Origin of the sequence: Sphingomonas qomolangmaensis (genome assembly GCF_024496245.1) — a bacterium.
Classification (GTDB): Bacteria; Pseudomonadota; Alphaproteobacteria; order Sphingomonadales; family Sphingomonadaceae; genus Sphingomonas; species Sphingomonas qomolangmaensis.
Map to the genome: position 1 here is coordinate 1021198 of NZ_CP101740.1, position 13354 is coordinate 1034551.

General features: G+C 67.1%; 12 protein-coding genes. 6 read left to right on the top strand and 6 right to left on the bottom strand.

Annotated elements, in window-relative coordinates:
- The first annotated feature begins 115 nt into the window (after positions 1–115).
- From NMP03_RS04835 to NMP03_RS04855, 5 genes are all read left to right on the top strand, one after another.
- Positions 116–1435 carry an amidase family protein gene (locus NMP03_RS04835; protein WP_256507391.1) on the top strand — a complete coding sequence of 440 codons (1320 nt, stop codon included), beginning with the start codon at positions 116–118 and terminating at the stop codon, positions 1433–1435.
- Positions 1432–2613 carry an acyl-CoA dehydrogenase family protein gene (locus NMP03_RS04840; protein ID WP_256507392.1) on the top strand — a complete coding sequence of 394 codons (1182 nt, stop codon included), beginning with the start codon at positions 1432–1434 and terminating at the stop codon, positions 2611–2613. The genes NMP03_RS04835 and NMP03_RS04840 overlap by 4 nt, the downstream gene beginning before the upstream one ends.
- A gap of 103 nt (positions 2614–2716) precedes the next feature.
- On the top strand, positions 2717–3844 hold the full coding sequence (locus tag NMP03_RS04845; protein ID WP_256507393.1) for an acyl-CoA dehydrogenase family protein: 1128 nt from the start codon (positions 2717–2719) through the stop codon (positions 3842–3844).
- 11 nt (positions 3845–3855) lie between these two features.
- Complete coding sequence (locus NMP03_RS04850) at positions 3856–4746, top strand: acyl-CoA thioesterase (protein ID WP_256507394.1); 891 nt, start codon at positions 3856–3858, stop codon at positions 4744–4746.
- A gap of 38 nt (positions 4747–4784) precedes the next feature.
- Complete coding sequence (locus NMP03_RS04855) at positions 4785–5189, top strand: DUF4174 domain-containing protein (protein WP_256507395.1); 405 nt, start codon at positions 4785–4787, stop codon at positions 5187–5189.
- Here NMP03_RS04855 and NMP03_RS04860 read toward each other — a convergent pair.
- The 5 genes from NMP03_RS04860 to NMP03_RS04880 form a co-directional block, all read right to left on the bottom strand.
- The gene (locus tag NMP03_RS04860; RefSeq protein ID WP_256507396.1) at positions 5179–6309 is read right to left on the bottom strand and encodes an energy transducer TonB; all 1131 of its coding nucleotides are present in this window, start codon (positions 6307–6309) and stop codon (positions 5179–5181) included. The two genes, NMP03_RS04855 and NMP03_RS04860, sit on opposite strands and share 11 nt — an antisense overlap.
- A 43-nt stretch (positions 6310–6352) precedes the next feature.
- Positions 6353–7156 carry an SDR family NAD(P)-dependent oxidoreductase gene (locus NMP03_RS04865; RefSeq protein ID WP_256508013.1) on the bottom strand — a complete coding sequence of 268 codons (804 nt, stop codon included), beginning with the start codon at positions 7154–7156 and terminating at the stop codon, positions 6353–6355.
- Between the two features lie 2 nt (positions 7157–7158).
- Positions 7159–8193: a phosphotransferase family protein gene (locus tag NMP03_RS04870; protein WP_256507397.1), complete on the bottom strand. Its 1035-nt coding sequence runs from the start codon at positions 8191–8193 to the stop codon at positions 7159–7161.
- A complete protein-coding gene (locus NMP03_RS04875) occupies positions 8190–9275 on the bottom strand; it encodes a Zn-dependent alcohol dehydrogenase (protein WP_256507398.1) in 1086 nt (361 codons plus the stop codon). The genes NMP03_RS04870 and NMP03_RS04875 overlap by 4 nt, the downstream gene beginning before the upstream one ends.
- Positions 9276–9393: 118 nt before the next feature.
- A complete protein-coding gene (locus NMP03_RS04880; RefSeq protein WP_256507399.1) occupies positions 9394–10632 on the bottom strand; it encodes an acyl-CoA dehydrogenase family protein in 1239 nt (412 codons plus the stop codon).
- A 155-nt stretch (positions 10633–10787) separates the two neighbouring features.
- Between NMP03_RS04880 and NMP03_RS04885 the strand changes: the two genes are divergently transcribed.
- Complete coding sequence (locus tag NMP03_RS04885; RefSeq protein ID WP_256507400.1) at positions 10788–12032, top strand: TetR/AcrR family transcriptional regulator; 1245 nt, start codon at positions 10788–10790, stop codon at positions 12030–12032.
- A gap of 14 nt (positions 12033–12046) precedes the next feature.
- On the opposite strand, the gene NMP03_RS04890 is transcribed toward NMP03_RS04885, so the two are convergent.
- On the bottom strand, positions 12047–13279 hold the full coding sequence (locus NMP03_RS04890) for a GGDEF domain-containing protein (RefSeq protein ID WP_256507401.1): 1233 nt from the start codon (positions 13277–13279) through the stop codon (positions 12047–12049).
- Positions 13280–13354: the final 75 nt, after the last annotated feature.

Genomic DNA, 13354 nt, shown 5'->3' on the forward strand with positions numbered 1-13354 from the left:
GCGAGGGCGCGTATCGAAGCACCGCCGCGCGCGTCGACCCATCCTTCGATACGCCGCCTCGATACGCGGCTGCGCCGCTACTCGCCGGCTACTCAGGACGAACGGAATCGTTAGCATGACCAGCACCCCGCCCTCCACCGCGCACGCCATCGCCGCGGCGATCCGCGCCGGCACCACCACTGCGCGCGAGCAAGCCCTCGCCGCGATCGCGCGGATCGAGGCGCTCGATCCCGCGATCAACGCGATCCCCGTCCGCGATTTCGATCGCGCGCTTGCCGCCGCCGACGCCGCCGACGCGCGCCTTGCCGCGGGCGATACCGCGCCGCTGCTCGGCGTGCCGATGACGGTGAAGGAGGCGTTCGACATCGCCGGCCTCCCCACGCATTGGGGCTTCGCGCAGCACCGCGACAATATCGCCGTGACCGATGCGCTCGCGGTCCAGCGGCTCAAGGCTGCCGGCGCCGTCATCCTAGGCAAGTCGAACGTTCCCAAGGGACTGGGCGACTGGCAATCGGTCAATTCGATCCATGGACGCACCAGCCACCCGCTCGATCCAACGCGCACCCCCGGCGGCAGCTCGGGCGGCGGCGCGGCGGCGGTGGCGGCGGGGATGGTGCCGATCGAGCTCGGCAGCGACATCGGCGGCTCGATCCGCGTGCCCGCGCATTTCTGCGGCGTCTGGGGGCACAAGCCCAGCTGGAACGCGATTTCGACCTATGGTCATCGCTATCCGGGCACCGACGGCGCCGAGACGGTGCTGGGCGTGATCGGCCCGATCGCGCGCGACCCGCAAGACCTCGCGCGGCTGGTCGACCTGCTCACCACCCTTCCGCTCCCCCGTCCGCAAACCCCGCCCAAGCGCGTGCTGGTGCTCACCGAGCATCCCGAAGCGCGCACCGCGCACGCGGTCGTCGAGGGCGTCGAACGCGCAGCGACCGCACTCGAACGCGTGGGGGTCGAAGTCGTCCGAAGCAGCGATCTCCTCCCCGATCTGGCGCGCCAGCATGCCGGCTATGGCGATCTGCTCGGCGTCACCTTCGCGCGCAGCGATCCCTCGCTCCACGCAACGCTGCCGTCGCTGCTCAAATGGTTGAGCATGCTCGACGCCCAGGCGCGTAACACCCGCGCCTGGGGGGCGCTGTTCGCCGAATTCGACGCGGTCATCGCGCCGCCCGCCGCGAGCCAGGCCTTCGCCCACGATCACAGCCCGCTAGCCGATCGCACGCTCGACATCGACGGCACCACCGCCCCCTATGACGCGCATCTCGCCTGGGCGGGGCTCGCCACCTATCCGGGCCTGCCCGTCACCTGCATGCCCGTCGGGCTGGCGGGCGGCCTGCCCACCGGGGTCCAGGTCATCGCCGATCTCCACCAGGATCACCGCGCGATCGAAGTGGCCGCGCTCATCCATCAGCAGCTGGAAGCATCCGCATGACCGACCTCGCCGATTTCCGCAGCGAAACCCGCGCCTGGCTCGAAGCGCATTGCCCGCCCGAAATGCGCACACCCGTGCGATCGGACAAGGATATCTGCTGGGGCGGGCGCAACCCCGATTTCCAGCCGGGTCAGCGCGAATGGCTCGAAGCGATGGCCTCGCGTGGTTGGACGGTTCCGGATTGGCCGACCGAATATGGCGGCGGCGGCCTGAGCCCCGCCGAAACCAAGGCACTGCGCGAGGAAATGGCGGCACTGCATTGCCGCAACCCGCTCAACAGCTTCGGCATCTCGATGCTCGGGCCGGCCCTGCTCAAATACGGCACCGAGGCGCAAAAGCTCGACCATTTGCCCAAGATCGCGCGCGGCGAAATCCGCTGGTGCCAGGGCTATAGCGAACCCAATGCCGGCTCCGACCTCGCCAGCCTCGCCGCCTCCGCCGAGGACGCGGGCGATCATTATGTCGTCAACGGGCAAAAGGTGTGGACCAGCTATGCCGACAAGGCCGACTGGATCTTCTGCCTGGTCCGCACCTCGAAGCAATCGAAGCAGGGCGGCATCAGCTTCGTGCTGTTCGACATGGCAAGCGACGGCGTTTCGACCAAGCCGATCCTGCTGATCTCGGGCTATTCGCCCTTTTGCGAAACCTTCATGGACAATGTCCGCGTCCCCAAGGCCAACCGCATCCATGACGAGAACAAGGGCTGGGACGTCGCCAAATATCTGCTGGGGCATGAGCGCGAGATGATCTCGGGCATGGGCCTTGCCAGCGCAGGCGGCGGCAACCCGCTCATCGAGGGCGCGATCGCGGCGGTCGGGCTCGACGATCGGGGGCGGCTCGCCGATCCGCTGCTGCGCGCGTCGATCGCGCTGTTCGAGGTCCGCGCGCGCGCCTTCGGGGCGATGTCCGAGCGCTTCGTCGATGAACTGAAGGCCGGCCGCGCGCACCCCGCACAGCCCAGCATGATGAAATATTACGGCACCGAACTGAACAAGGCGCGGCACGAATTGCAGATGGCGGCGGGCGGATCGGACGCGCTCGAATGGGAAAGCGATGCCTCGAACGGCGGCGCGGCGGCGCGCGCGTGGCTGCGCACGAAGGCCAATTCGATCGAGGGCGGGACGAGCGAGATCCAGCTCAACATCGTCGCGAAACGGATTTTGGATTTGCCTACCTGACTATCCTGATGTCGTCGCCCCAGCGAAAGCTGGGGCCTCTCAGTGACGAAGCGCGCCCTTGCGGCACGAGATCCCAGCTTTCGCTGGGATGACGGAGTTGACCATGCCCCTCTACCTCGACGACCAGCAGACCATGCTCCGCGACACCGCGCGCGACTTCATCGCCGAGCATGCGCCGCCCGCGCACCTGCGCGCGCTGCGCGACGCGAACGACCCCACCGGCTTCAGCCGCGACCTGTGGAAGCAGTTCGCCGAGATGGGCTTCACCGGCATCCTGATCCCCGAGGCACAAAGCGGCATGGGGCTCGGTCATGTCGAGGCGGGCGTGGTGCTCGAGGAAATCGGCCGCAACCTCTCGCCCTCGCCGTTCCTCACCACCGCGGTCGCCGCGGTCGAGGCGCTGCGCGGCACCGCGCACGCGGATCGCCATTATCCCGGCATCCTCGCGGGCGACACGATCGCCGCGCTCGCGATCGACGAACGCGCGAAGTTCGGCGACGGTATCGCACTCGCCGCAGAGCGATCGGGCAACGGTTTCCGCCTGTCGGGCACCAAGCAGTTCGTCACCCACGCGCATGTCGCCGACCTGATCCTGGTCGCCGCGCGCACTTCGGGGAGCGAAACCGACCAGGACGGCGTCACGCTGTTCGCGATCGACGCTAAAACAGCCGCGCTCGACATCCGGCCCGAACGCCTCGCCGATTCGAGCCTAGCCTCGCGCATCACCTTTGCCAACATCGAGCTCCATGCCGATGCGGTGGTAGGCGACGTCGACAACGGCCGCGAAGTCCTCAATCGTCTGCTCGCGGCGGGACGGACCGGCGCGTCGGGCGAGTTGCTCGGGGTCGGCGGCGGCGCGATGGACCTCACCGTCGCGTATCTCAAGGAGCGCAAGCAGTTCGGCCAGACGATCGGCAGCTTCCAGGCGCTCCAGCACCGCGCGGCGCACCTCTATGCCGAGATGGAAGTCGCGCGCGCCGCGGTGCTCAAGGCGCAGCAATTGCTCGACGCCGCCAGCCCGCATGCCGGCCAGGCAGTCGCGGTCGCCAAGGCGATGACTGGCCTCGCCACCACGCTCAGCGTGCAGGAGGGTATCCAGATGCACGGCGGCATCGGCATGACCGACGAATATGACATCGGCTTCTACATGAAGCGTGCGCGCGTGCTCGCCGAGATGTTCGGCGATGCGAATTATCACGCCGATGCGCTGGCGCGCGAAAGCGGCTATTGAGCGCGCATCGCATGACCGAACCCAACGAACGCGCCACCACCCCGCAAGCGCTCGTCGCGCAGCTCGTCGACCTGCTCGACGTCGAGGAGATCGACACCGACCTGTATCGCGGCGCGCGCCAGCCTGGCGGCACCGGGCGGGTGTTTGGCGGACAGGTGATCGGCCAGGCGCTCCAGGCGGCGCAGCGCTCGGTCGAGGCGCCCAAGGTCGCGCACTCGCTCCACGCCTATTTCATGCGTCCGGGCAACGAGGATCACCCGATCATCTACCGCGTCGTGCGCGATTTCGACGGACGCAGCTTCGCCAATCGCCGGATCATCGCGATGCAGCGCGGCGCGCCGATCCTCAACATGATCGCGTCGTTCCATCTCCCCGAAGAAGGGCTGCACCATCAGGATGCGATGCCCGACGTCCCCGATCCCGACACGCTGCGCAGCGACAGCGAGCTTCGCGAGGAAATCCGCGAGCAGGTGCCCGAAAAGCTCCGCCGCTTCTTTCTGCGGTCGCGCCCGATCGAGATCCGCCCGACCAACCCACGCAACTGGTTCGCGCCCGAACCCTCGGCGCCGCAGCAGCATAGCTGGTTCCGCGTCGCCGCGCCGCTGCCCGACGATCCCGCGCTCCACCGCGCGATGCTCGCTTATGCCAGCGACATGAGCCTGCTCGGCACGTGCATGCTGCCGCACGGCGTCAACTGGATGTCGGGCCGGCTGCAAACCGCCAGCCTTGATCATGCGGTGTGGCTGCACGAGCCCTTCCGCTTCGACGAATGGTTGCTCTACACCACCGACAGCCCCTGGGCGGGGCATGCCCGCGGCTTCAATCGCGGACGCATCTTCACCCGCGACGGGCGACTGGTGGCGAGCTGCGCGCAGGAGGGGCTGATCCGATTGCGCGATTGATCGCGGGCACCGAACCGCCGGGTACGCGTTATGGCAGGATGATCGAAGCGCTCCTTCCCCTCGGCATCGCCGCCGCCGTCCAGGCCGCCCCCGCCTCGCTTTATTCGCTGCAATGGGAACGCCGCGTGCTGATCGTCTTCGCGCCATCGCGCGACGACCCCGATCTCGCGAGCCAGCGGCGGCTGCTCGACAAGAACGCGATGGCCGAGCGGGATCTGCACGTCATCGAAGTCATCGGCGATTCGGTATCGGGGGTGCGCGACTATGCGGGGCGCCTGCGCCAGCGTTACGGCGTGTCCGAGCGCGAGTTCCAGGCGGTGCTGCTGGGCAAGGACGGCGGGCTGAAGCTTCGCCGCACCGATCCGATCGCGATGTCGCTCCTGAGCGATACGATCGACGCAATGCCGATGCGCCGCGCCGAGGCCGCGCGGATCAGTCGCTAGTCATCGCGAAGCGCACGCGCTCGGTGCAGCCCGACGCGCCGGTCTCCGACGCCATCTTGCGCGATTGCTCGACCACGCGCTTGGCGGCGTCGCCGAAATCGCTCGTCGGCTCGGCCGCGAGCACGCGGACATTGCCCGTCGCGCCCCAGGGCGCGACGTCGAACGCGATAATCGCCCAGCCTTCGATCGCGCGCTTGCGATAGGGATCGGGGAAGGTCAGCACCGGCGGCGTCTGCCATGCTTCGGCGGTGTCGCAGCGCGCCGCGGGATCGCGCAGCGCTGCGGGATCGGGGGCCTCGGGCGGCGCCAGCGGCACCTGCTGCCTGCGATGGTAGGGATAGGTGCAACCACTCCGCGGCCCCTCAGCATAGCGCCACTTGGCGATCGCCTCGCGCCCAGCGACATCGAGCGCTGCGTTGCCGTCGCTGTCGAGCGTCCGGATGTTGGTCGGTACCCCCTCGCCATCGATGTCGAACCCCAGGAAGGTTGCCGAGAGCGACGCGGGCGGCGCGGCAATCGTATCGAAACGCGGGAAGCTTTGCGTGAGCAGTTGCGGCCACCGCTGGACGCATCCTCCCGGCAGTTGCGCCCGGTCCCACAATGGTCGCGGCGCCTGGCCGGGCCGAAACCCGCCGAGCGCTAGATAGCGGCGCGCAGCCGCTGGGCTCACCGTTTCGATCGGTTCGGCCACCGGGTAGAAGCTGATGCTGCAATCCGCGCGTGCGCCATCGGGGAATTGCCACGCTGCGAAGCTCGGCAACAGGTCATCGTTCTCGGGGAAACGCTCGCTCTCGCGAACAATGCTCAGCGGCCGTCCTGTACTATCGATACGGAACCGAAGCATGACCGGAATCGCCGGCACGTCGCCATAGCGCAACATGGTCAGCGGCCGCTCTACGCGCTCGGGGTGGATCGTCTCGCTGCCACAGCGCACGTCGCCCGGGCGGTAGTCGAGCAGCTTTTGCCGGTTGATCATTTGCCCGGTCGATGTCGCCACGACCGGCGGCGGCACCGAAGGCGGCGGTGGCGGCGGCGGTGGTGACACTGCGAGAGGCCGCTGCTGCGCGGCGGCGGGCGACAGCGCCAGGACGACGCCGATAAGGGCAAGGCGACGGATCATGGCATTGGTCTGCCGCGACAAAATGACGCTGGCAAGACATGCGCTAGGCCGCGGTCTTACCGAACTCCTGCCGCGTCACCGGATGGCTCGACGAAAGCCCGCCATCGACCGCGATCGCCTGTCCGTTGACATAGCTCGCTTCATCCGAGGCCAGGAACAACACCACGCGCGCAATCTCTTCGGGCTCGCCGCCGCGCCGCAACGGGTTCAGCCGCCCGATCCGGTCCTCGACTCCCTTTTCGCGCGCATAGTCATAGGCGCGCTTGGTCATGCCGGTTTCGACGAGCCCAGGGCAGACCGCGTTGACCCGCACGTTGCTGCCCGACAGTTGCTGCGCGCTCGTCTGGACCAGGCTGATGACGCCCGCCTTCGATGCCGAATAGGGCACTCCGCCCGCCCCCGATCGCAAGCCGGCGACGCTGGCGGTGCAGACGATCGCGCCCCCGCCGCGCTCGACGATCCGCGGCGCGGCGTGCTTGATCGCCAGAAACGGGCCGATCAGGTTGACGCGCAATATCTTGGTCCATTGCTCGGGCGTGCCCTCGAACAAGCCGGCGATACCGCCCGAGATGCCGGCATTGGCATGGACCACGTCGATCCCGCCATGTGCCTCGCACGCCAGCGCGACCATCCGCTCGACATCGGGCTCGCTGCCCGCGTCGATTCGGATCGCCAGCGCGGTGCCGCCATCTGCGGCGATCAACGCCGCGGTCTCCTCGCACCCCTCGGTCAGGTCGGCGCACACCACGCGCCCACCTTCGCCGGCGAAGGCGCGCGACACCGCGCGACCGATCCCCGATCCCGCGCCGGTGACGATGATCGACTTTCCCTCGAACCTTGCCTGCATCGTCATGCCCCCGCCTTCACCGCAAACCCCCAAGCCGCCTCGGCCAGGAACGGCACCCGCGCGGCGGTCGCCTCGGCGGCGGCGTTCGAGGCGTTGCCGTCGAGCCAACGCTTCTTGATCCCCTGGACGATGCCCATCAGCCGGAACAGATTATAGGCGAAATACCAGTTGAGGTCGGGCACATCGTCGCGCCCCGTCCGCGCACAATAGCGTGCGGTCACTTCCTCGAGAGTCGGGATGCCGGTGTCGCCGCCGGTCTGCCCCATCACCCCCGACCGCCCCTCGGGCTCGGTCACCCAGTTCATCGCGAAATAGGCGAAGTCGGCAAGCGGATCGCCCAAGGTCGACAGCTCCCAATCGAGCACCGCCAGGATGCGCGGCGCTTGCGGCGCGAAGATCATATTGTCGATGCGATAATCGCCGTGGACGATCGCGGTACGCGTTTGCGGCGGCACGGTGCGCGCGAGATAGTCGATCAGCGCTTCGGCGGCGGGGATATCGTCGGTCTGCGCCGCGCGATATTGCCGCGTCCAGCGCGCGACCTGGCGCTCGAAATAATTGCCGGGCTTGCCGAAATCGCCGAGGCCCGCCGCCGCGTAATCGATCGCGTGCAGGTCGGCGAGCGTATCGACCATCGCCTCGTAATGCGCGCGGCGGTCGGCGCGGGGCATGTCGGGCAGTGTCCCGTCCCACAAGGTTCGCCCTTCGACCAATTCCATCATGTAGAATTTCGACCCGATCACCGCCGGATCGTCGCACAGCCCGAAACAGGGCCGCGCGACTGGAAAGCCGGTGGGATGGAGCGCGGCGATCAGCCGATACTCGCGATCGACGGCATGCGCCGAGGGCAGCAGCGCGCCGAAGGGCTGGCGACGCAGCACATAGCTGCCCCCTGGCGTATCGACGCGATAAGTAGGGTTCGATTGCCCGCCGGCGAATTTGGTGAGCGCTACCGGCCCGGCAAAGCCGGGGTCTTGCGCGCGCATCCACCGTTCGAGCGCGGCGGTGTCGATCGTTTCTTCAGCCAGCGCGCTCATGCGAACACGATCACCGATCGCGCGGTGTCGCCGGTCCGCAGCTTCGCCATCGCGTCGTTGACCTGGTCGAGGCCGATCCGCTCGGCGACCATCGTGTCGAGGTCGAGCTTGCCGTCGAGATACATCTGCACCAATCGCGGCATGTCGATCGGGAATTGCGTCGATCCCAGCAGCGATCCTTGCAGCTTCTTGCCGGTCAGGAAGGTGTGGCCGGGAATGCTCACCGACTGGCCGGGGGAAATCATCCCCAGGATCGTCGCGGTGCCGCCGCGGCGCAGGAGGTTCCAGGCAAGCTCGGCGGTCGCAGGGCGCCCCACCGCCTCGATCGCATAATGCACCCCGCCATCGGTGAGCTTGAGCAGCATCTTCACCAACCCGTCGTCGGCGGAGTCGAACACATGCGTCGCGCCCATCTTGCGCGCCAGCTCGCGCTTCTCGGGGACCGGATCGATCGCCACGATCATGCCCGCACCCGCGATCTTGGCGGCGTTGATCGCCGACACACCGATCCCGCCCGCACCGATCACCGCGACGCTCTCGCCGGGCTTCACCTTGCTGTCGTTGAAGATCGCCCCCGCGCCGGTGATCACCGCGCAGCCGAGCAACGCCGCGCGATCGAGCGGCATGTCGCGGCTGATCGCGACACAGGCATGTTCGTGCACCAGCATCATCTCGGCGAACGCCGACAGGTTCAGGAACGGCGCCAACGCCTGCCCGCTCGACAGCCGCAGCCGCGGTTCGGCATTGGCTGGCCGCCGCGTCGACGAATCGATGCAAAGCGAAGGCCGGCCCGAGATGCAGAATTCGCACGCCCCGCAAAAGGCGGTAAAGAAGGTGATGACATGGTCGCCGGGCTTCACGCTCGACACCCCCTCGCCCACAGCCTCGACCACGCCCGCTGCCTCATGCCCGGGAATCGTCGGAACCGGATGGGGAAAGCCGCCATCGATGAAGTGCAGGTCGGATCGGCACACCCCCACCGCCGCGGTGCGGATCAGCACCTCGCGCGGGCCGGGCTTGTCGACGCGCACCTTCTCGATGACCAGCGGGGTCTTCGCCTCGTGCAGAACGGCTGCTTTCACGCTGTCACACCCCTCTCGTCACCCCAGCGAAAGCTGGGGTCTCTCGGTTACCAAGCGCACCCCTGGCCGCACGAGACCCCAGCTTTCGCTGGGGTGACGCCAGGGGCAAGCACACAGCTCAAACCGCATATTTCCCGAACTCGGCACGCGCGATCGCTCGATTATGCACCTCGTCGGGCCCATCAGCGAAACGCAGCGTCCGCAGGCTCGCCCACGCGCCCGCCAGCGGGGTGTCGCCCGACACCCCCGCGCCGCCATAGGCCTGGATCGCATCGTCGAGCAGCTGCAGCGCCATCATCGGCGCCTGCACCTTGATCATCGCGATTTCGAGCTGCGCCGATTTGTTGCCCGCCTTGTCCATCATGTCGGCGGCCTTCAGGCACAGCAGCCGGGTCATCTCGATATCGATCCGCGCGCGTGCGATCCGCTGTTCCCAAACCGACTGGTCGGCGATCCGCTTGCCGAACGCGGTACGGCTGAGCAGCCGCTTCGCCATCAGTTCGATCGCCATCTCGGCGGTACCGATCGTACGCATGCAGTGATGGATCCGCCCCGGCCCCAGCCGACCTTGCGCGATCTCGAACCCGCGCCCTTCGCCAAGCAACAGGTTGCTCGCCGGAACGCGCACGTTTTCAAGCACGACCTCGCCATGCCCGTGCGGCGCGTGATCATACCCATAAACCGAAAGCATCCGCTCGATCTTCACGCCCGGCGTGTCGAGCGGCACCAGGATCATGCTCTGCTGCGCGTGGCGCTTGGCCTCTGGATCAGTCTTGCCCATCACGATCGCCACCTTGCAGCGCGGATCGCCGGTGCCCGACGACCACCATTTGCGCCCGTTGATCACGTAGTCGTCGCCATCGCGGACCATCGCGGTTTCGATGTTGGTCGCGTCGGATGAGGCGACAGCGGGTTCGGTCATCAGAAACGCCGACCGGATCGCGCCGTCCATCAACGGCCCCAGCCAGCGCTCCTTTTGGTCGCGGCTGCCATAGCGATGGAACACTTCCATGTTACCCGTGTCGGGGGCCGAGCAGTTGAACACCTCGCTCGCCCAATGGATTCGCCCCATTTCCTCGGCGCACAGCGCATATTCGAGGTTGGTTAGCTGCGTCCCCTCGAACGCGAAGCTGTCGTCGACATGCACCTGCCCCGAATGCGGCGGCATGAAGAGATTCCACAGCCCCGCTTCGCGCGCGCGCGGCTTGAGCTCCTCGATCAGCTTCGAGGGTGCCCAGCGATCGCCCGCGGCGATGTCGGCGTGATACTCGGCGTCGCGCGGGGCGATATGGCGGTCGATGAACGCCTTCACCCGATCGCGGAAATGCGTCTCGCGGTCGCTCAGCGTGAAATCCATCGGCCATCCTCTCGCGCGCATCGGTTTTTTTCCGATTAGACCATACCCGATCTTCGGTAAAGCATCGTCCCGTGCCTTTTGCCGTTACGGTGGCCGCGTCTACCGGTGATGAAAAAAACACTGTTTCTTCGAAACGAACCCGCTACTCTGGTTCGATGAACGCCCCGCAGAGCGTCCGACAGGGGACGGAAACAGGTACCAAACGCTTCCAGGCCAAGCGCGACGCGATCCTCGCGGCGGCGGCCGAGGCGATCAACGAGCAATCGGCGAAGGGGATGACCTTTGCCGACGTCGCGCGCCGCGTCGGGCTCAACACCACCAGCGTGACCTATTATTTCAAGCGCAAGGAAGACCTTGCCGCCGCCTGTTTCGACCAGACGCTCACCACCTTGCTGGCGATGCTCGACGAAGCCCTGCAACAGCCGACGCCAGAACGGCGCGTCGAACGCTTCCTCGCGATCAACATGGCCCGCCTCACCCGCATCCGCACGGGCGAGGAAACCGACTTCGCGATCCTCTCCGACCTTCGCGCGATGGAGGAGCCGCTCAAGGCGCACTTGCTCGCGGGCTGGCGCGAGGTGTTCCGCAAGACACGCAGCCTGTTCGGCACGCCGCAATCGCGCGCGCATACCGATCTCAACGGCGCGCGCGCGCATGTGCTGCTCGAAAACAGCTTCTGGCTCAACGTTTGGCTAGATCGCTACGGCATCGATCAATATCCGCGCGTCGAGGCGCGGGTGATGGACGTCTTCCGCCACGGCATCGGCGGCCCTGGCGAGCACTGGGCGCCTACCGCGCTCGACTTGACGCATGGCCAGTCGACCTCGAGCCGCGAAAGCTTCCTGCTCGCCGCCACGCGGCTGATCAACGAACTCGGCTATCGCGGCGCCTCGGTCCAGCGCATCGCGTCGGAGCTAAACGTCACCAAGGGCAGCTTCTACCACCATCTCGACGCCAAGGACGATCTGGTGATCGAATGCTACAAGCGCAGCTTCGGCACGATTACCGATGCCCAGCGCGAGGCCGACGACCAAGGTGGCAGCCATTGGCAGCGGTTGACGGCGACGCTGGCCACCCTGCTCGACATCCAGTTCTCCGAACGCGGGCCCTTGCTGCGCACCACGGCGCTGTCGGGGCTGCCGATCGAGGTGCGCCAGACGATGATCGACCATTCGAACCGCATCGCCCGCCGCTTCGCGGGCACGATGAGCGACGGCATCGCCGAAGGATCGATCCGCGCGATCGACCCGCTGGTGGCGAGCCAGATCCTGATGGCGCTCCAGAACGCCGCCTTCGACATGCGCAAATGGGCGGGCACCATGCCCCGCGACCGCGCGGTGGCGTTCTACGCCTCGACGCTGGCGTTCGGGCTGTTCGACGATCGGGTTCTCGCCGAATAGCCGGCGGCAGGCCGCTATCCGCAGTAGCGCGTGCCGCTATCCAACCGTGCAAATTTCGAGCTGAGCTGTCCCGCGTCGGGGGCAGCCGCGGCTTCGTCGACGTGCTCGCGATATCGCAGCCCCACGCCTTTCCCCGCGCCTTTCGCCGCATAGAGCGCCTCATCCGATCGAAGCCGCAGATCGACCGTGGTTGCTGCATCCTCGGGCGTACAGGCGAAACCGATGCTGACGCCGACGCGAACGACGGCCGCGCTCCCCAATTCATAGGGCCGGTGCGAGATCGCCGCGATCAGGCTTTCGACCGACTCCTGCACCTCGGCGGGCGCGACGTTGCGCATCACCACCATGAATTCATCGCCGCCCATTCGGCCCAGCAGATGCTCGCCCGAGAGTTCGGCCTCGATGCGCCGCGCGACCTGGATCAGCAGCAGGTCCCCGGCGCCGTGGCCATGGTTGTCATTGACCTGCTTGAAACCGTCGAGGTCGATCGCGAGCAGCGCCATCGTGCGCGCATTGTCGGGCGCGATCTCGCTGAGGGCGGCATCCATGCCTTGCCGGTTGAGGACGCCGGTGAGCGAGTCATGTTGCGCGAGGCGCAGATTGCGCGCCTCGGCGGCGAGCGACCGAAGCATCGCGCGGTGAAAGGTGGTGATGATCTGCATCGCGCCGAGCAGGAAGGGCGGCGTGATGAGCACGATGATCGCCAACCAGGGCTCGCGCGACGCTAGCGCCCCGGCGACGAAGGGCAGGTCGCACAGGAGGATGAGCAGGAACGCGAAGCGCGGCGCCGCGTAGTTGCGCGCGCAAATCGGTCCGATCAGCGCCATCACAAGCGTGGCCGACAGCACGCGCATCACCGGATCGTCGTCCGACATGATCACGAACGCCGAGATGCCCTGCAGCGTACACCACAGCACCGACAACAATACCGACGTGTCGATCGTCGGTACCAGCGTGGCATCTGCCCTGAGATTTGCCTCGCGCCGCTTCCAGTCGGCAAAGCGCCAGACGATCAGCGTGCATTCAAGCCCCAGCAGGATCGCGTAAACGGGGTGGCCGCTGCGCAGCAGCGCCACGGTGACGATAACGATCGCGCAAAGCGATCCCATGATCGCGGCGGCCGGCGCACTCAGCAATTGGCCGAGCAGGAACGACCGGCCAGCGTCGCTGACCTCGCCCGCGGGCTCGAACAACCACCGAAACGATGTAGCACCGTTACCCAGCTTGCCGCGCGTTGCGGTATCCATCGCGACCGTTCCCAAAGATCATACACGTAACGATCATTGGCCTAAGCAACTGTTAATTCGCTCAACCCGCGGCAC

What these genes read in the sequence shown, in the direction of transcription:
- NMP03_RS04880 (WP_256507399.1), bottom strand. Translation starts at nt 10,632, where the DNA reads ATGGATTTCACGCTGAGCGACCGCGAGACGCATTTCCGCGATCGGGTG.
- NMP03_RS04840 (WP_256507392.1), top strand. Translation starts at nt 1,432, where the DNA reads ATGACCGACCTCGCCGATTTCCGCAGCGAAACCCGCGCCTGGCTCGAA.
- NMP03_RS04885 (WP_256507400.1), top strand. Translation starts at nt 10,788, where the DNA reads ATGAACGCCCCGCAGAGCGTCCGACAGGGGACGGAAACAGGTACCAAA.
- NMP03_RS04835 (WP_256507391.1), top strand. Translation starts at nt 116, where the DNA reads ATGACCAGCACCCCGCCCTCCACCGCGCACGCCATCGCCGCGGCGATC.
- NMP03_RS04845 (WP_256507393.1), top strand. Translation starts at nt 2,717, where the DNA reads ATGCCCCTCTACCTCGACGACCAGCAGACCATGCTCCGCGACACCGCG.
- NMP03_RS04890 (WP_256507401.1), bottom strand. Translation starts at nt 13,279, where the DNA reads ATGGATACCGCAACGCGCGGCAAGCTGGGTAACGGTGCTACATCGTTT.
- NMP03_RS04855 (WP_256507395.1), top strand. Translation starts at nt 4,785, where the DNA reads ATGATCGAAGCGCTCCTTCCCCTCGGCATCGCCGCCGCCGTCCAGGCC.
- NMP03_RS04850 (WP_256507394.1), top strand. Translation starts at nt 3,856, where the DNA reads ATGACCGAACCCAACGAACGCGCCACCACCCCGCAAGCGCTCGTCGCG.
- NMP03_RS04865 (WP_256508013.1), bottom strand. Translation starts at nt 7,156, where the DNA reads ATGCAGGCAAGGTTCGAGGGAAAGTCGATCATCGTCACCGGCGCGGGA.
- NMP03_RS04860 (WP_256507396.1), bottom strand. Translation starts at nt 6,309, where the DNA reads ATGATCCGTCGCCTTGCCCTTATCGGCGTCGTCCTGGCGCTGTCGCCC.
- NMP03_RS04870 (WP_256507397.1), bottom strand. Translation starts at nt 8,193, where the DNA reads ATGAGCGCGCTGGCTGAAGAAACGATCGACACCGCCGCGCTCGAACGG.